The organism is Pseudalkalibacillus hwajinpoensis (assembly GCF_039851965.1).
In the GTDB taxonomy this organism is placed as follows: domain Bacteria; phylum Bacillota; class Bacilli; order Bacillales; family Guptibacillaceae; genus Guptibacillus; species Guptibacillus hwajinpoensis_E.
In genome coordinates this window covers 1162557-1181350 of record NZ_CP156674.1, presented here as the reverse complement: position 1 = coordinate 1181350, position 18794 = coordinate 1162557, and the positions used below count along the sequence as shown (strand labels likewise).

The window sequence follows — 18794 nt, the reverse complement described above, 5'->3', positions numbered from 1 at the left end:
GCTAAAATGAATGGAAAAGAATCGTGCTTAAATACTTAATAAGAGGAGGATGCATCATGAAGCCAAACAAAGCCTTAGTGATCGTCGATGTTCAGGAAGCTTTTGAAGACAGTAAATGGGGAGAGCGGAATAACATTGAAGCTGAAAGCAACATTAGAAGGATACTAGAATTATGGAGAGAGAAAGGGTACCCAGTCATTTATATACAACATCAGTCTGATGACCAAGACTCAGTTTTCCACCCTAAACATAAAGGATTTAAGATTAAAAGCATTGTGAAACCAAATGCTGATGAGGTTATTTTTACGAAGAAAGTGAATAGCGCTTTTATTGGTACCAGGTTACAAGAGCACTTAAACGAAAGTCATATAAATGAGGTCGTGATAACAGGTTTAACAACGCCTCATTGTGTTTCAACAACAACAAGGATGAGTGGTAATTTAGGTTTTAAAACGTTTCTAATCTCAGATGCAACGGCAGCTTACGGATTAACGGATCAAAATGGAATTTATCATAAGCCTGAGTGCATCCATGACATTACACTAGCTACGCTGCACGAGGAATTCGCTACGATTTTTTCAACTGAGCAGCTGATAAGTGATATGGAGCTTCCGAAAGATTAACTTAATGTGATTTTAGGAGCTGAAGTAATGAATTTATATGATAATGCACCTATGGAGAAAGGGCTTTTTGATGGTTTGAGAGGTAAGCATTCCTTACAGCTCGTTTTTCTGGTTAGCCTGGCGCTTAGCAATCTATTTCCGGCTCCCACGTTTGCTACTTCCTGGGAATACCCGTTTGTCGTCTGGAACGGGTACATGTATGAAGTGGTTGATGAAAAGGTATCAGAAGTTGATCGTAAAATTGGGCAGGTAACTAGATATTCAGATATGGAAACATATGCTGGCAACTTTTCGAATGCATACGAGAAAGGCACGAATTATTGGTCCATACAAAATATAAATACCGACGAAGCCATTGCAGTTGAGGTAAGTGACGGTGTATTCAAGAAAGCGTTAAGAAGAGGGGAATACGGTGGCGGGAAGTATGACTACTTTAGTATTGTGACAAAAGTAATAATCGTCGTTGTAGGGGGTAGTTGTGTCAGCTATTTTGTTTTGAAAAAGCTCAAATACTAAAAGATGAAGGTTTTTTCTCCGTTATGTTAGGAAGGTTTAGCTAAAAGGCGAGAAGGAATAGAGACGTTAAGAGACTCAAGTCTCCATCTAATCTACGTAATGACTACAGGAGGAAAAGCCATGAATCTTTTGAAAGAACAATATGATTGGATCAAGCATACAAGAAAGTTACTTTTTCATTTTTGTGAGAAGATAAACCAGGATGATTATTTGAAAGAAATAGACACGTTTGATGGGAAATCGATTCGATCTCTTCATCAACACACTGCGGAATGCTACTACTACTGGTTGGGTAAATTCAGCTTGAAAGACCATGACTTTTCGAAGCGTCCTAACCAGGTTGTGGAGGTGAGTGAGATGAGAGAGCTATTCGAAGGTGTCGATCAACTCGTTTATCGGTTTTTAGATGAATTTGAAGGACGGCATGAAGAGAAGATCAGCCGATCTGATTCTGAACAGCAAGATGAGGAAGAGTTCTCTATTTTGTGGCTGTTTACTCACACAACTACCCATGAATTCCACCATAAAGGGCAAATTGTTTGGATGGCTCGCCACCTTGGCTATGAACCACCGGACACAGATCTCATTAAGGCATCAGATATCAATCGATTTTTAGCTTATCCAGAACAAGGGTAGCAGTAAAAAGTCAAACTCTATTATTCAGTACCAAGTAGACGTTAAACTGAAGTAATCAGTCTGGCGTCTTTTTATTGGCTCTGCTTCGTTAATTAGTTCATCTAATTTCTTCAATTCTTCCCGTCTACATCCTTGAATAACCCTATCCTAGCGGTAATTGCTAATTTCATTCGTTCTTCCGTCAACCTATCGCTGGAGGGCTCTCTCTATTTGAAGATGTGTAAATACTTGTACTCTATTTTGATCACAATGGTAAAGTTAATTAGATACAAAAGTTCATTCTCCATGGTTGTAGAAGATTAATAAGGATATAATCTACTATTTCACAAAACAATTCATGTAAATAAGATTGTCATGAAGTATGATGGAAGAGAACTGGTTCGAAAAGACTCGCCAAGTTGATTGATTACGTAAGAAGGAGGTCCTCGTTTGGTTTCAAGATTCTTTTCATACTATCGGCCCTATAAATGGCTTTTCATCCTTGATTTTGTTTCTGCCATTGTTGTAGGGATATTAGAACTCGCTTTTCCCCTCGCTGTTAATCAGGTGATTGATCGCTTGCTTCCAGAAGGGAATTGGAGCATTATCCTGCTGGCATGTGCTGGCTTGCTGTTCATTTATTTACTTAATACTGGATTACACTACATTGTTACATATTGGGGCCATAAGCTAGGTATAAATATTGAAACTGACATGCGTCAGAAGTTGTTTCCCCATATGCAAAGCTATCATTTGGTTATTATGATAATAGTAAAACAGGGCATAGTATTTCACGCTTAACGAAGGATCTTGAGGAGATAGGAGAGGTAGCGCATCATGGACCAGAAGATGTATTTGTGGCCATTATGACTCTCTTAGGATCCTTTGGATTAATGCTGAGCATTAACTGGAAGCTTGCTCCTATCATTCATCGTCATTCCACTTCTGATTATTCTAGCCATCTACTTTAACAAGAAAATGACAACAACGTTTCGGAGAATGTTCCAGGATGTTGCGGAAATCAATTCAAGAGTAGAGGACAGTATCGGTGGGATCCGCGTTGTTCAGGCGTTTGCTAATGAAAAACATGAACAGGAGAAGTTCAGAGAGAATAATGAGAGCTACCGTCTAACAAAGCTGCAATCCTACAAAATCATGGCGCAAAATGTGATGGCCAATTATCTGTTAATGAGAATTGTTACCCTATTCACCTTACTATTCGGTACCTATTATGTGATTTCTGGCGAATTAACATACGGGGAGTTCGTCGCCTTTATACTCCTATCGAATATTCTAATCGGTCCGATCCAAAAAATTAACGCGGTTATTGAAAGTTATCCAAAGGGGATTGCTGGCTTTAAGCGTTACACAGAAATCATAGACACGGACCCTGATATCCAGGATGCTGAAGATGCGATTGAAATGGATTTATCGGGAGTCATCCACTACAAGGATGTCTCGTTCGGCTACGAGGGGCACCACCCTGTCCTTAACCATATTAGTTTAACGATACAGCCTGGAGAAACCATTGCCTTTGTGGGGCCATCCGGCGCAGGAAAGACCACCTTATGCAGTCTGCTTCCTCGTTTTTACGAAATTCAAGAGGGTGCGGTAACGATTAATGATATTGATATACGTGAATTAAAGTTATTATCCTTACGCAGTCAAAATTGGAATTGTTCAGCAGGATGTCTTTCTTTTCTCAGGAACATTTCGCGAAAACATTGCTTATGGGAATCTTCAGGCAGGAGATGAAGAAATCCTAGATGCTGCCCGCAAGGCAAGACTGGACGACTTTATTCATAATCATTGGTGAAAGAGGGGTCAAGCTTTCTGGCGGTCAAAAACAGAGACTCGCGATTGCTCGTATGTTCCTGAAGAATCCACCTATCCTTATTTTGGATGAAGCTACTTCAGCGCTTGATACTGAAACGGAGGTGGCAATTCAGAAGTCATTGGAAGAGTTAACAGAAGGGAGAACGACACTTGTGATTGCCCATCGGTTAGCAACGATAAAAAATGCTGATCGTATCCTTGTCGTAACACAAGACGGTATCGCCGAACAAGGAAACCACGAGGAGCTTATTGAGTCCAGTGGGATCTATAGCAGATTGCATAAAGCTCAATTTGGATAATCATAACAAAACGATTCCTGCGATAATGGGAATCGTCTTGTTATTTCCGAACAAATTCAAATTGATTGTTTTGAAAATCCCTCTTTGCTAAAATCAATTGAATACTAAATTAAATAGAAGTTTATGTAAGAAAGGTGTTTGAATTTATGCTACATAATCCAACGGGAAAAGAACGTCTGGGTCTGGCTTTGCTTCTAGGAATGCTAGGGGTATTAGGGCCACTTAATATTGATATGTATTTACCGAGTTTCCCCGAGATTGCAAGTGACTTAAGTGCTCGAGCTTCGCTTGTTCAGCTTAGTTTAACAACCTGTTTGATCGGACTTGCGATCGGACAAATCGTTGTAGGGCCTTACAGTGATGGGCAGGGCAGAAGAAAGCCATTAATGATTTTTATTTTCTTATTTGCAGTTTCTTCGATTCTCTGTGCCGTTGCACCGAACATCATTACGCTTGTCATCGCACGCTTTTTACAGGGGTTCACCGCTTCTGCAGGTGTTGTTCTTTCAAGAGCAGTCGTACGTGATGTGTTTAGCGGGAGAGAGTTAACGAAATTCTTCGCGCTTCTAATGGTGATTAATGCCACAGCCCCTATGATTGCACCGATGACTGGCGGAGCAATATTGTTGCTTCCATTCGCAACGTGGAATACGATATTTTACTTCTTAGGTTTTCTCGGACTGATTATTGTGATGGTCATTGCTTTAAAACTACCGGAGACACTTCCTCCTGAAAAGCGCATGCCGAGCACGATTGGCCATTCCATTCGGACGATGGGAAGTCTGTTAAAAGACCGGTCATTTATTGGATATGCCATAACGATTGGATTTGTACACGGGGGTAGTTTTGCGTATGTGTCTGGCACACCTTTTGTGTATCAGGGGATCTATGACGTGTCTCCGCAAGTTTTTAGTATTCTATTTGGAATTAATGGTCTAGCAATTATTTCGGGGAGTTACATGATCGGACGCTTTAGCGCTATCCTGCATGAAAGAAGTTTACTCATGATTGCGGTCATTACGGCAGTGACGGCTACGTCGTTTCTTCTCTTAATGACAATCATAGAAGGACCGCTTGCAACGCTAGTTATTCCGATTTTTATCTACATGACTGCGATGGGAATGGTTCTTACAAGTACATTTACCCTTGCGATGGAAAAACAGGGGCACCGAGCAGGAAGTGCTAGTGCGGTGTTAGGAATGCTGCCGTTATTATTCGGCTCAATGGTTTCGCCACTTGTTGGACTTGATGAAACGACAGCTGTTCCAATGGGTGTCACCTTATTTACGACCTCTTCCATCGGCGCGATCGCATTCTTTACGTTAACGAGTAAAAATAAAGTAGTAGCTAAGTGATTGGTGGCATTATAGGTTGGCTAGCTGGCGCTATAACCGGTCGTGATGTTCCGGGAGGTATTATCGGAAATATTATTGCTGGGTTTGTTGGTGCATGGTTAGGAACACTTGTCTTTGGAAACTTTGGACCAAAGATTGGTGGATTTGCGATTATCCCAGCTATTATCGGCTCAATCATCTTAGTTATAATTGTGAGCTTTATTATGGGGAAAACTCGTAAAAAAAGGAATGATTAATAAATATTTATAAAATTAAAAGGGGTTATTTAGTGAAAAACTGCGTGATAAATTATTGTATGTTGGAAAAATGATTGAGTCATCTTCAGTTAGGTATTGGGTTTTTTCCAATAATCATATATAATGTAGTCAAATTAAATAGAAATAGCTAGGGGAGCCCAATGAGCTGGGCTGAGAAGGAAACGCATTGAAGTTTCTTGACTCTTTGGACCTGATCTGGATCATACCAGCGTAGGGAAGTTAGAGCAACCATCATGTAACACTACTTCTGTATACATATTAGCCGGGTCCAACCATTTATTATGGTCCCGGCTTTTTTATGTGCTTCGATACACTTTTCTAGTTGGTGTGATTTAGTTCTCGTCCTTTAATACCAAAATAGGAGGGAATTATTATGTCAACATCTTCATTAAACAGAGCAAACATTTCCATCATGTCTAGTTTTGCAGGTAGTCAAAAAGTATATATATCAGGTTTAAGACCTGACATAAAAGTACCCAAACGTAAAATTGAGTTAAGTCCAACAACGGGGACATTTGGAGAAGAGGAGAATCTTCCCGTTCTGGTGTATGACACTAGTGGGCCGTATACAGATCCCAATTATTCCGTTGATATTACTAATGGCCTTCCAGTCCTTCGCAAATCGTGGATTCAAGAACGCGGCGATGTTGAAGAATATGAAAGACGCAAAATTAAGCCTGAAGATAATGGTTATAAAGTTGAAAGTGATCCTCGTGCAAACACCAAAGTGTTCCCTGGATTAAAGCGTAAACCATTGCGTGCTAAAAAAGGAAGAAATGTTTCACAACTTCATTATGCTAAACAGGGAATGATCACCCCTGAAATGGAATTTATCGCATTAAGGGAAAATATGGAACCGGAGTTTGTACGTGATGAAGTTGCAAAAGGTCGTGCGATTATCCCTTCCAATATTAATCACCCTGAAACCGAACCTATGATTATAGGTCGTAATTTCCACGTCAAAATTAATGCGAATATTGGGAACTCAGCTGTATCATCCTCTATTGAACAGGAAGTAGAAAAAATGACTTGGGCTACACGTTGGGGTGCAGATAATATAATGGATTTATCAACTGGAAAAGACATTCATACAACCCGAGAATGGATCATCCGAAACTCGCCCGTCCCGGTGGGTACGGTCCCAATTTATCAAGCATTAGAAAAAGTCAATGGTATTGCCGAGAACCTTACGTGGGAGGTTTACCGAGATACCTTGGTAGAACAAGCAGAGCAGGGTGTGGATTACTTCACAATCCATGCAGGTGTTCTTTTGCGATATGTGCCGCTAACTGCAAAACGTTTAACTGGTATTGTTTCTCGAGGTGGCTCAATTATGGCACAATGGTGCTTGTATCACCACCAGGAAAGCTTTTTGTATACTCATTTTGAAGATATTTGTGAAATTATGAAAACCTATGATATTTCCTTCTCCCTGGGGGATGGGTTACGTCCTGGTTCTATTGCTGATGCAAATGATGAAGCTCAATTTGCTGAATTAGAGACTCTTGGAGAACTAACAAAAATAGCATGGAAGCACGATGTTCAAGTTATGGTTGAAGGACCTGGTCATGTGCCGATGCATCTTATTAAAGAAAACATGGATAAACAATTAGAAGTGTGCGAAGAAGCTCCCTTTTATACACTTGGACCGCTTACAACTGATATAGCTCCTGGTTATGATCACATTACATCTGCAATTGGTGCAGCTATGATTGGTTGGTATGGTACTGCAATGCTTTGTTATGTAACGCCAAAAGAACATTTAGGCTTACCCAATAAGGATGATGTGCGTGAAGGGGTTATAACTTATAAGATTGCGGCTCATGCCGCTGATCTAGCAAAAGGACATCCTGGGGCCCAAGAGCGGGATGACGCCTTGTCAAAAGCACGTTTTGAATTTCGTTGGAGAGATCAGTTTAACTTATCTTTGGATCCAGAACGATCTATTGAGTACCATGATGAAACATTACCTGCTGAAGGAGCGAAAACAGCACACTTTTGTTCTATGTGTGGACCAAAATTCTGTAGTATGAAAATTTCTCAGGATATTCGTAACTATGCAAAAGATAATGAACTTTTTACGAAAGAAGATATTGAAAAAGGGATGCAGAAGAAAGCTAAAGAGTTCAAGAAATCTGGTGGGGATATCTATCAATAACTATCCGAGGAGGGAGTAGGTATGAAGGTTCAAAAAATTGAAGAAGAAATTAAGCAAACGAAAAATCACCTTGCTTTTTTGGAGAATTGTTTAAAAGGGATTCAAAATAATTGTGATCACCATTATAAAGGAAATCATAATTTTGAAAGATGCCAGAAATGCAATAAGGTAGAAATACTATATTACTAACTATATCTAGCTCAAACTAAAAGCCCTATAAAGTAGCCAATTTAAAAGTCTATTTTATAGGGTGCTTTACTCAAAGGGCAATATGAGAGTTATTTCATATTGCCATCTTTTTATGACTTGCTACGCGTCTACTTCTCAAGCTATTTACGTACACACTAAACAAAGCGAATCCTAATATCATCAATATTCCAGATAGCGAATGGTAAGAAGGAGTGATCCGGGGATCAAAAAATTGAAAAACGTAAGTAAATATTGGAACGAAAGATAACGACATCATAACAAAGAACGTTTCAGAATGTTGGATACCAATTTGCAGGAAATATAACGGAATGGCTACTCCGATAATAGATATGACCAAAATCCATCCCAAATTAGATGTTAATTGTACGAGCATATTACCTTGCTGAAGGGAAAGGATTAGCGACATTGCAATAATGGCATAAAATCTATGAGCGAGTATTTTACTAGAACTCCAGTTGGCTTCACTAAGGTTTTTTGAATATATTGCTGCTAGAGCTGCAAAAAATCCACATAAAGTAGCTGAAATAAGTCCTATTACATCAAGTGGTCTAAAATGAAAAACTATCCCGGAATTTCCGTTTAGGGTAGCGAAAATCAAAAAAAGACTTCCAGTCAACGCACCAATCCCGGTAAATATATCTAACCGGTGTACGTTTCGATGGTACAAGAGTTTAACTATTACTAAAGAAGAAATAGGTCCAACTCCAATTTCAATGGCACCAACGATTGCGGGTTCAATATATTTAAGGGCGAAATAAAAACTCATAAATACACCAGCAGTGCTGAGATTAATACCAATAATATTTTTATAATTGAATGAATCGATTCGCATATTTTTCGTGTAGTTTTTTAATTGAATGACATGAAAAAACACAGCAGTTACCAAAAAGCTAATAAAGGTAAAGGTAAATGGACTAATATCCTGCACATTATTTGAATAATAGACGTTACTTCCAGCGGTCAATAATGCTGAAATTATCAAAAATATGGTTCCTAATGCTACATAATTTCTAGTAGGGAATTTAGAAGTATTCAACTCTATCGCTCCTGTTATTCGAAATTTACAAGATATGTATTATTTCTACAATTCTATGGATCTTAAGTATTAGTGTCAATATTCTGCAGAAAAGAAGTGAAAATATTTCTTCGTTCCTATTTTTAACTAAGGCAGGATATGTCGAAAGACTGTCGATATTATGGAGGGATTTGGCGTGATATTATCCTCTAAGAAGGAAGAAGCGAAATGTTGGTATTTGAGGTATATAATAATTTCGATAAGATAAAAAAACCTCTCTATTAGAGAGGTTTTAAGGAAAGGTTTGTCTATTTATAATGAGTAGACACGTTCTCCTTTGACCCATGTTTCAAGAACTTTAATTTCTTTCAGCTTATTAGGGCTTACCTCATCAGGATGATCAGATAAGAAGACTAAGTCAGCGGTGTAGCCCTTTTCTAATCGTCCTTTTGAGTTTTCTTGAAATTCAATCTTTGCACCTATTTCAGTATAAGCTCGATAAATCTCTGCCACTGAAAGTCTTTCTTCCGGAATCCATCCACCTTCTGGATTGCCTTCTTCATCCTGGCGATTCACTGCTGCATAAATGTGAAGTAAAGGTGAAAGAGGACCAATAGGGCAATCAGAACTCCCAGTAAAAGGGATGCCCATTTCACTGACTGTTTTCCAAGGATTGCAATATTTCTCTTGTTCTTTCCCTACCCATTTGGCCGTTTGATCATATTCATTCATCATAAACCCTGGCTGTATTTCTAAATAAGGCTTCAGTTTCTTCAATCGTTCTAAGAGATCAGGCGCCAATATCTGTGCGTGGATGATTCGATGTCGCATTTTCTCTGCACCTACTGATTCGATAGCTGTTATGGCTTGCTCAACTGTCCGATCGCCAATCGCATGCATTGTCACCTGCATATTATGTTCATCAGCCAATTGCACCATTTTATTTAATTCACTCTGAGAATAGATTAACTCACCAGTAGTGTCTGGCAGATCATGATACGGTTGTCGAAGGGCTGCTGTATGCAGGCGCTGTGTGCCGTCGAGGAAAATTTTAAATGCGCCCATTCGTACTCGATCAGTTCCATCACCTGTTCTTCTTTTGTGCTGGTTCAAGTACTTTTTCATATCATCAAGATGGTAGACATAATGATGCAAATGTACCTGTACTGGAAGCTCACTTTTATTCTCAAGTTTTCTATAACTGTTCCAGACCCGATCGAATGAACCTGTATAGTTCAGGTCATCAGTGTGCACAGATGCTATTCCATACTCTAAGAGGTGTGGAATAGCATCTTTAATTGCGTGATATACCTCTTCCTCCGTCTTCTGTCGAAAGTGGAATTTAATATAGTGGACGGCTGTATCCTTAAACCTTCCTGTCCAATCACCGTTTTCATCTTTCTCAATAAATCGATCGTGATAGAGTGAGAGTTCTTTTTCTTCTCTAAGTATTTTGAGTGCTTCTTCATTTACGATACTTTCATGCCCATCATCATGAAGGAAAAACATCGGTTTCTGAAATTCTAGTTCCTCCAGATCCTTTGTTGTTAATAAATGGTCTATGTCTTCGAACTGACTATCAATAACACCTCTACCAATAATCCACTTATGTTCTTCCATGCGCTTTTCCAAGTATTCATCTTTAACAATGGCCTTCATTTCTTTCCAACTTGAAACCTGACGTAAGTCCAATTCTTTTTTCATTAGACCGTACCGAAGCAAGTGCATATGGGTATCGTTAAAAGAAGGTGCAACAGTTGCTCCGTTACCATCAATAATATTTTGGATTTCTCCTTGATATTTTCCATCGTTTACTTCAAGAATCTTTCCATTGGTTACAATTAAATGACCCTGTTGAATTGTTTTTTTACCTGGCTGATAGATTTTTACATTGTAAATAACTTTCAAATTGATCCTCCTTTATTGAATACCTTTCACTAGTTGATTACCCTTTGAATCAATTTTTATGCCGAAAAGACTGCTTCAGTGAACTTTTTTCTTATGAAACAAAAGCACCGACAATTGCAATGACAAAAAATCTGCTGTCACCTCTTATTCCTCATTCAGATATTTAACTTACTGCAACCAGTCAAATGCCGACATTCTTTGACTCATTTGTAGCCTTCCTGAGTTTAGTAAACGCATAAATCATATTTGTTAGTAAGGAAAAGCAAGAAGAATTTCATGAAAGGTTAGAAGGACTGGAAGAAATTTAGAGGCACTATGAACTATGATATTTTTCACATGAAAAAATCAGACTGAGAATGGTGTAAGAACAACTAGAAGCCCGGGTTCCCCCAGGCTTCTTACTGTTTAGACCTATAAGTAAATATAGGCCTAATAGCTCAGCAGAAAAACGTGTTAAAGAAGAGATCCGTCTTTCTTTTGCACAACCTCTATAAATATTCTTTTCGCTCTGACCTGACATCATATTTTCAACGATATAAACAGATATATAAATTTCCCTTTTGATCAACTGTAGCAAGAAGAATATCTTCAAGGGCAACATTTTTCAATGTTGCTTGATAGTAGAGCCATTGTACATCTTTTCCAAGCAGCTCCAGTTCATGTTGATTGATCTTTCCTTCTTTAATGATCATGCGGGGGAGATCAAATGGTTTTGTAGCCATCCCCATATCCGAGGGGGTAAGAGGTTGGTACTTGGGCTCTAGAAAGATGGATATCGTCCCACCGGGTTCCCATAATGCCATAGCGACTTTTTGGATATCTTCAATACTTTCTTTTCTAAGTTCCGTTAATAGACTTTCCACTGTAATTCGGGCTTTCTTTAAGTTTTGATAATGAATCTTTCCTTTATCAACAAGTGTGATCGGAGGTGGGTCAAATAGTCTTTTTAAGAGGTTCCACCTTAATGTTAGAAATACACCAAGAAGATAAAGCGCGGTTAAGACACTCATCGTCACCATCGAGCCCACTAATCCCAATCCTTCATCAGACAAAGGGTGAGCCATTATGTTTCCGATCAATAAGGCCATTACAAAATCCATAAACCGTAATTGCGAAATTGACCGTTGTCCCATAATCTTTGCGATAAACACTAAAAAGAAAAAGCCAACCAGTGCCCGTAACGCCCATTGGCCAATGGTTAGCGATTCCTGGCTGCTGAAAAATTCCATTGAATATGTCACTTCCTACAAGGATTCACTAATGGAGTTGAATATTATTCCTCTATTTTTTACATTTAAAGTAGAATATATGTATAATCAATAACCATTATTTGAAAGTGGAACATTTAGACAACCAACTTCTTCTCATATTCATTCCGGTTACATCGAGAAGAAGCCATTCATCACGCTTTTGATTTAGCGAAACCTGGAGACCTGGTTCTCTTAACGGGTATTGGGTACCAGATTATTGGGGATGAAAGAGTACCTTATTCAGAGCTTGATGTGATCAATGATTATTTTGAAAGCGGGGCAAGTTGTCAGCTGCTTTGAAACAGCTGACAACTTGCTCCGTTTTTTTGTTTATGATATTATAACCAGTTTTAAAATGAAGGTTAGGAAGCAATAATGAGAATGACACCTTTCTTATAGAGCCCTGTTGGTCATAAAGACCAATACGATTTGCAGGGGGATAGAGTGAGAAAGATAAAAGACTGTCTCATAGCAAACAGGCCACCCGGAATCTTCATGTTTTGCTTCATCGTCCAGATGTCAAACCGCCTTATATACTAATTGGATACTATTTTTGCGGTATCAATGTGCGGTTGTTCGCAAGTACATATCCTGAAGATGTAGCAGGAGTGATTTTACTGGAATCATGCCATGAAGATCATAATCAAGTGATGGCTCCTCTTTTTACAGATGATGTGCGTGAGGATTATTATCGAGGATTTAAAGAGGAAGGTTCCCATGAAGAATTTGAAGAAAGTCTTGAGCAAGTACGTGTTGCTGAGTTTCAGAATGATCTTCCATTATTAGTTTTTCTAACCGGTGGGACACAGCCTCATCATACAATAGAATCGATGAAAGCATGGATCTTATGTTAGAAAGAACTAGCAGCTTTATCTCGAGATAGCAAACACGTTTATTATTGAACAAGCCGGACATGCGATTCATATGGATGATCCCAGGCGTATGGTTGAATTGATTAGAGATTTTTCTTTCAATGATCCTGATACTTCTCAGACATTTGTATAAAAATATTCGTAATAATCTTTGCTCCATATACGACAAATAAGTAGGCTGCTAATAATACAAACCAGCTAGTGTAGAGCTGAAAGATATTTAGCCAAACTAAAATTGGTTTTAAGATAAATGTAAAACCTAAAGCAGAAAGTGTTCCATATAACCAATACTTTTGTCTTTGTTTAAGCACCATTGATATAACAGTATAAAATAAACGGGAATAAGAGAAGCGTCTATACCGATACTGCCGGGCAGCTGAGGGAGTGCAACGTATGGGTAGTCCCACCATGATTTTCTTATGCCTAGAGCATCTGTGTAAGCTGCTAGTACATGGATGGAATAACCAAAAAAGCCTAGTAGAAATATCTTTCTTCTATCTATTTTAAAATACAATACAATCAATGGAATCAGTAACATTGCTAGCACTACCCAGAACTGCCATGAGCTAAAACTTGAGAACTGCTGCCAATATTCGATATATGTTTTTTCGAGCTCTTTCTTTAGAGACAGTATATGAACAAAGTGTTCTTGTTGATTCATTACCTAACACCATCCTTCTTTTTATAGTATTTAACCAGGAATAAGTCCTTATTACGTTTAATACAAACTTTTTTTATTACGGGGTCAGTCCCCCGGTGCTTTAACGCACCGGGGGACTGACCCCGTTTATTTGGTGGAATATTAACGAGATCAAATAGAAAACCAACAGCAAAGGCTGTCAAGCACTAAAATTACTTTTTTCATATGTACAGCACCTTTGATCAAGAAATTAATCTGTATGAACTACAGTCAATATCTCATAAGTTTAGCATAGTTGTACCAATAGATTCATAAGAAGCGGATCGGTATGAAATAGGTAGCGGAGTAATAATTTGATTGAGTTAATTCAAATAAGGTTCTAATCCATGGTTGTAAAATAAATAAATGGTAAAACTTTATTTAGAGAGATAATAAAGGAGTATTAGAAGACAGAATTTGCAGATCATAGTTGTATAAGGCAGGATAAATTGTTTTGAAAAATGGGTGAAGTACAGTTTTAAATTATCCAAAAAAATAGCTTGAAATTAAAGATAAATAGATGTATAGTTAGTTAAACGATTAAATAGAGGTGGTGATTTACGGGGTTATTGGTGGAAAAATAGTAGTTTTCCTGTATTATTTAAGATTATTTCCATAAAATAGCGTTTTCAAGCTCGGTATTACAGCATTTTTCTATTTTATTTGAGGAATTAGTTAAACGTTTAAATGAATAGAGGACATGATGAAATGAATAAAAAAGTAACGATTAAAGAAGTTGCTAAGAAAGCTGAAGTCTCTATTGCAACTGTCTCAAATGTAGTGAATAATACTAAGTTTGTTAGTGAAAAAGTTCGGCAACGAGTGCTCAGAGTAATAGATGAACTGGATTATCAAGCAAATACATTAGCAAAAAGCTTACGAATTCAAGAATCACGTCTCATTGGCGTAATTGTATCAGACATATCCAACCCTTTCTTTTCTAATGTTGTTAAAGGGATTGAAGAAGGTACAGCAAAAAATGGGTATAATGTTTTGCTTTGTAATACTGCATTAAGTATAGAAAAAGAAATTGAGTTTCTTGGTATCTTAATAGGAAAAAGGGTGGAAGGAGTCATCATTTCATCTTCAGGTACTGATAAGGAGTATTTCGACAACATTAATAACTTGGATATTCCAATTGTGTTTCTGAATCGATCGCCCAATACGCCTTCTCATAAAGTTGTTATGACTAATAATATTAAGGGTGCGAATATTGCAACAGAACACTTAATCCAACACGGGTATAAAAATATCGGTATTATTACTGGTCCTTCTTCCCTTAGCACTGGGAAAGATCGTTTAACAGGTTACAGAAGAGCAATGGAGGATTATCATTTACCTATTCTTGATTCATATATACAGGAAGGCGATTTTAGTATAGAGAGTGGTTATAAGGCGATGAAAGATCTCCTTTCTCATAACAAAGATATTGAGGCATGCTTCATTTCAAATAACTTTATGACATTAGGTGCCTATAAGTATCTGAAAGAAGTTAACTATTCAGTTCCGCAAGATATTGCAATAATTGGATATGATGATTCTGACTGGGCAGATATTATGGACCCGCCTCTGACAACAGTTAAACAACCTGCATATGAACAGGGGAAAAAAGCAATTGATATTATGCTCTCAACTATACGTAGTGAGAATCATAAGCAACAAATCATGTATTTGGAACCGAGCTTAGTAGTTCGTAAATCGTGTGGATGCTAAGAAATTACATCTAGTTAAACGATTTACTGATCATAAACAACACATAAGGGGGAATTAATAACATGAAGATATCCGTAGGAGGAGATCACGCAGGCTTTCCTTTAAAAAAGAAAGTTGTAAGCGTTATCAAAGAGTTGGGTCATGAGGTAGTGGATTATGGATGTTATGACGAGAATCCTATTGATTTTCCTGATATTACTGAAACGGTATGTGAATCCGTTTTGGAAGGAAAGGCTGATCGAGCATTTTTAGTATGTGGAACAGGGGTAGGAGCTAGCATAGCAGCAAATAAAATCCCTGGTATCCGTGCCTCTGTTTGCCACGATATTTACTCTGCTCATCAATGTGTAGAGCATGACGATGTTAATGTGATGTGCGTTGGTGCCCAAATCGTTGGCCCCAAAATCGTTGAAGAATTAATTGAATCGTTCTTGAAAGCAACTTTTAGTACTTCTGAAGAGTTCAGAAGACGTGTGAAAAAATTAGGCGATATGGAAGTTAAGTACTCTAAGAAATTATTAACCAATCAACAATAAGAGGGGGATTTTGTATGAAATTTAGTAATGTCAAGACATGGTTGTTGGTATTCACACTTCTATTTGCTCTAACTGCTTGTGGGAATGATGCCACTGAAACAAATGCAAACGCTAACAATGAAGGCGAAAAACTTACTATTAAACTAGCGCATGTAACAAATGATCAATCAGCTATTCACTTAGGATCAGTTAAATTTAAAGACATCGTTGAGGAAAAATCCAATGGCAGTATTGAGGTGGAAGTTATTCCAGGTGGACAACTAGGTAGTGAAAAAGATTTAGTAGAAAGTACGAAATTAGGAACTGTAGATATAACTATTCCTTCGGCCGCTGTACTATCTAACTTTGTTCCAAAAGCAGCAGTTCTCACGCTTCCATACGTAATTGAAGGTTCCGATGAACAGGAGAAATATGAAACATTGAAAGAGCTTGCCAAAAGCGATGCTTATAAAGAAATTGAAAAAGAAGCTGATGCACAAGGGCTGAAACTATTCTCAGAAGCGGTTTGGTGGGTTGGAGATCGACATGTGACAACAAAGGAGAAGCCAGTTGAAACCTTGGCAGATATGAAAGGATTGAAAATCAGAACGCCAGATGCAGCTGCTCATACCGAACCCTTCAAAGCTATGGGTGCAAATGTAACCCCTATGAACATTACTGAAGTTTACTATTCTTTGAAAACCGGAGCAATTGAAGCTCAAGAAAACTCCATCAACCAGATTTATACAAATAACTTTCATGAGGTTCAAAAATATGTAAATTTGACGGGGCATATGACGCAGAATGAATTACCAGTACTTAATAAGAAATGGTTTGATGGTTTGACGGAGGATCAAAAATCAATTATTGAAACAGCAATGTTCGATGCTGGTGTCTATATGTCTGAATTACAATTGAAACAAAATGAAGAAGAGCTAGAGATATTAAAAGAAAATGGAATGGAAGTTATTAACACAGATTTGAAAGAATTTAAAGAAGCTACTAAAGACTTATACCAAATTTTTGGTGATGCCATCGATGAAAAATTTTATAACGACATAATTGAATCCCAGTGATCTAACTGGTTACAGAAAGAGGGGTAAGGTTTGAACACTTTAAGGGGATTTCTAAAAAACGTAGAAGAGTTAGCCGCATGCGTATTTTTCTTAATCATGTGCAGTGCCGTCATGCTAGGTGTATGTGCCAGATTATTTAACCTTTCAATTGTTTGGACTGATGAACTCGCTCGTTATTCATTTATTTGGGTGGTATTTATCGGATCGGCAGCAGTCTTGAAACGGAATCAGCATATAACTATTGAATTTTTATCAACAGTCCTTCCTGAATTAGGACAGAAGTATTTAAGAACGATCATCGGGTTAATATTAATGGGAATATTTATCGTACTAATCCGATATGGCGTTCTTATTACCCAGGATACGTGGAGCGTCCCTTCGACAAGTCTAGGGATACCAACAGGATTGGTTTATTTAGCAATACCGATATCTGGGACCCTGATGCTGTTCTACACAATAATTGATTTAATCGCTACATGGAAAAATGATGGAGGTCCAACTTCAGAGAAAAGGGAAGTGAATATATAATTATGTTAGTTTTAATTTTGGCACTATTCACTCTCTTACTTATTGGAGTTCCAGTGGGATTTTCATTAGTAGGTGCTTCATTAATTTCACTATTGTTTCAAGGGTCTATCCCATTAGAAGTCTTGCCACAACGCTTATCACTTGGATTGGATTCCTTTCCTCTATTAGCAATACCATTATTCATTTTTGCAGGTACCTTAATGGAAGCCGGAGGAATAACCAAGAGATTAATTCAATTTGCTGAAGCCCTAGTTGGACATATTAGAGGTAGTCTTGCTCATGTAACAGTAGTATCAAATGTATTTATGTCAGGTGTATCCGGTTCCGGGGTAGCAGATGCTGCTGCTACTGGATCCGCTTTAATACCAGCGATGGTAAAGAGAGGTTATGGAAAAGGATTTGCTTCTGCCATTCTGGCAGCAAGTGCAACGGTGGGGCCGATAATTCCGCCAAGTATCCCTATGATTATATTTGGAAGTTTCGCTGGTGTATCAATAGGAAAGCTTTTTCTGGGCGGCGTAATACCAGGTATTATTATGAGTTCATCTCTCATGATTATTTCTTATTTTATTGCAAAGAAAAGAAACTATGAGAAGCGACAAAGAGCCAGTTTGCTTGTTGTATTTAAAGCTTTTCTAGATGCTTTTTGGGCATTGTTAATGCCACTTATTATCCTGGTCGGAATCTTTACAGGATTTTTCACTGCTACAGAATCAGCTGTTATAGCTGTTATCTATTCCTTAATTATTGGTTTGTTTGTATACAAGGATTTAAAAATCTCCGAACTTCCAAGGAAGATCCTGGATGCTGTATTAATGACCGCTGCAGTTGGTATTATTATTGCGGCCTCAGCTCCGTTCGCATGGTATATGGCCTTTGAACAGGGACCACAACAATTACTTGATTTCTTCCAATCAATTACTACATCACCAACTATTATCTTACTATTCCTAATGGCGATTCTGTTAGTTTTAGGATGCTTTCTAGATGGAACGGCGATCATTATAATCACTACCCCGGTTATATTGCCTATTCTTATGCAGTTTGGAATCGATCCGTTACATTATGGTGTGATTCTTGCCATCAACGTTATGATAGGAACAATAACTCCCCCAGTAGGAGTAATTATGTATGTAGCAACTGGAATAGCAAAAGCAAATATATTCGAATTTACAAAAGAAGTTATGCCGTTTCTATTAACATTACTTGTTTTACTATTAACATTTATGTTGGTACCAGGTATTGTAACTTTTCTACCTAACCTATTAATGAAATAAGATTAATCAGTAAAGGGAGATTAACTCCAAATTGAAAAAGTTCCCCTTCTGGTTCATAACCAGAAGGGGAACTTTTTTGAAAGCTATACAAT

At 37.9% G+C, this 18794-nt stretch carries 17 protein-coding genes, 1 pseudogene and 1 riboswitch; of the genes and pseudogenes, 14 read left to right on the top strand and 4 right to left on the bottom strand.

Translation table 11 applies throughout. From position 1 onward, the window contains the following. Positions 1-56 precede the first annotated feature (56 nt). The 8 genes and pseudogenes from ABFG93_RS05940 to ABFG93_RS05905 all read left to right on the top strand — a co-directional run bounded on the left by ABFG93_RS05940 (position 57) and on the right by ABFG93_RS05905 (position 7848). Positions 57-623, top strand: a complete 567-nt coding sequence (locus ABFG93_RS05940; RefSeq protein WP_347551454.1) for a cysteine hydrolase family protein — start codon at positions 57-59, stop codon at positions 621-623. 27 nt (positions 624-650) lie between these two features. Then, a complete protein-coding gene (locus ABFG93_RS05935) occupies positions 651-1139 on the top strand; it encodes a hypothetical protein (protein WP_347551452.1) in 489 nt (162 codons plus the stop codon). 120 nt (positions 1140-1259) lie between these two features. Continuing rightward, positions 1260-1775 (top strand): DinB family protein, encoded by a 516-nt coding sequence (locus ABFG93_RS05930; RefSeq protein ID WP_347551451.1) that lies wholly within the window; start codon positions 1260-1262, stop codon positions 1773-1775. A 429-nt stretch (positions 1776-2204) separates the two neighbouring features. After that, a pseudogene (locus ABFG93_RS05925) lies at positions 2205-3889 on the top strand (ABC transporter ATP-binding protein). Between the two features lie 146 nt (positions 3890-4035). Continuing rightward, positions 4036-5244, top strand: a complete 1209-nt coding sequence (locus ABFG93_RS05920) for a Bcr/CflA family efflux MFS transporter (RefSeq protein ID WP_347551449.1) — start codon at positions 4036-4038, stop codon at positions 5242-5244. Beyond that, complete coding sequence (locus ABFG93_RS05915) at positions 5241-5480, top strand: GlsB/YeaQ/YmgE family stress response membrane protein (RefSeq protein WP_347551447.1); 240 nt, start codon at positions 5241-5243, stop codon at positions 5478-5480. Before ABFG93_RS05920 ends, ABFG93_RS05915 begins: the two co-directional genes overlap by 4 nt. A gap of 140 nt (positions 5481-5620) precedes the next feature. Continuing rightward, a riboswitch (TPP riboswitch) is annotated at positions 5621-5735 on the top strand. Positions 5736-5874: 139 nt separating this feature from the next. After that, a complete protein-coding gene (thiC, locus tag ABFG93_RS05910) occupies positions 5875-7659 on the top strand; it encodes a phosphomethylpyrimidine synthase ThiC (protein ID WP_347551445.1) in 1785 nt (594 codons plus the stop codon). Positions 7660-7680: 21 nt separating this feature from the next. Then, positions 7681-7848: a serine protease gene (locus tag ABFG93_RS05905; protein ID WP_347551443.1), complete on the top strand. Its 168-nt coding sequence runs from the start codon at positions 7681-7683 to the stop codon at positions 7846-7848. 94 nt (positions 7849-7942) lie between these two features. On the opposite strand, the gene ABFG93_RS05900 is transcribed toward ABFG93_RS05905, so the two are convergent. The 3 genes from ABFG93_RS05900 to ABFG93_RS05890 form a co-directional block, all read right to left on the bottom strand. Continuing rightward, the gene (locus ABFG93_RS05900) at positions 7943-8905 is read right to left on the bottom strand and encodes a DMT family transporter (protein WP_347551441.1); all 963 of its coding nucleotides are present in this window, start codon (positions 8903-8905) and stop codon (positions 7943-7945) included. A gap of 291 nt (positions 8906-9196) precedes the next feature. Beyond that, positions 9197-10792 (bottom strand): amidohydrolase, encoded by a 1596-nt coding sequence (locus tag ABFG93_RS05895; protein WP_347551440.1) that lies wholly within the window; start codon positions 10790-10792, stop codon positions 9197-9199. A gap of 527 nt (positions 10793-11319) precedes the next feature. Further along, positions 11320-12021, bottom strand: coding sequence for a DUF421 domain-containing protein (locus tag ABFG93_RS05890; protein WP_347551438.1), 702 nt, complete (start codon positions 12019-12021; stop codon positions 11320-11322). Positions 12022-12542: 521 nt separating this feature from the next. On the opposite strand from ABFG93_RS05890, the gene ABFG93_RS05885 reads away from it, so the two are divergent. After that, a complete protein-coding gene (locus ABFG93_RS05885; RefSeq protein ID WP_347551436.1) occupies positions 12543-12896 on the top strand; it encodes a hypothetical protein in 354 nt (117 codons plus the stop codon). A 277-nt stretch (positions 12897-13173) separates the two neighbouring features. Here the strand turns inward: ABFG93_RS05885 and ABFG93_RS05880 are convergent, their stop codons facing one another. Beyond that, the gene (locus ABFG93_RS05880) at positions 13174-13575 is read right to left on the bottom strand and encodes a CBO0543 family protein (protein ID WP_347551434.1); all 402 of its coding nucleotides are present in this window, start codon (positions 13573-13575) and stop codon (positions 13174-13176) included. 726 nt (positions 13576-14301) lie between these two features. Between ABFG93_RS05880 and ABFG93_RS05875 the strand changes: the two genes are divergently transcribed. The 5 genes from ABFG93_RS05875 to ABFG93_RS05855 all read left to right on the top strand — a co-directional run bounded on the left by ABFG93_RS05875 (position 14302) and on the right by ABFG93_RS05855 (position 18702). Beyond that, positions 14302-15306, top strand: a complete 1005-nt coding sequence (locus ABFG93_RS05875) for a LacI family DNA-binding transcriptional regulator (protein ID WP_347551432.1) — start codon at positions 14302-14304, stop codon at positions 15304-15306. A 62-nt stretch (positions 15307-15368) separates the two neighbouring features. Further along, positions 15369-15842, top strand: coding sequence for a ribose 5-phosphate isomerase B (rpiB, locus tag ABFG93_RS05870; RefSeq protein ID WP_347551430.1), 474 nt, complete (start codon positions 15369-15371; stop codon positions 15840-15842). 14 nt (positions 15843-15856) lie between these two features. Continuing rightward, positions 15857-16897: a TRAP transporter substrate-binding protein gene (locus ABFG93_RS05865; RefSeq protein ID WP_347551429.1), complete on the top strand. Its 1041-nt coding sequence runs from the start codon at positions 15857-15859 to the stop codon at positions 16895-16897. Positions 16898-16927: 30 nt separating this feature from the next. Next, positions 16928-17425, top strand: a complete 498-nt coding sequence (locus ABFG93_RS05860; RefSeq protein ID WP_347551427.1) for a TRAP transporter small permease — start codon at positions 16928-16930, stop codon at positions 17423-17425. Between the two features lie 53 nt (positions 17426-17478). Then, positions 17479-18702, top strand: coding sequence for a TRAP transporter large permease (locus ABFG93_RS05855; protein WP_347551425.1), 1224 nt, complete (start codon positions 17479-17481; stop codon positions 18700-18702). Positions 18703-18794 lie beyond the last annotated feature (92 nt).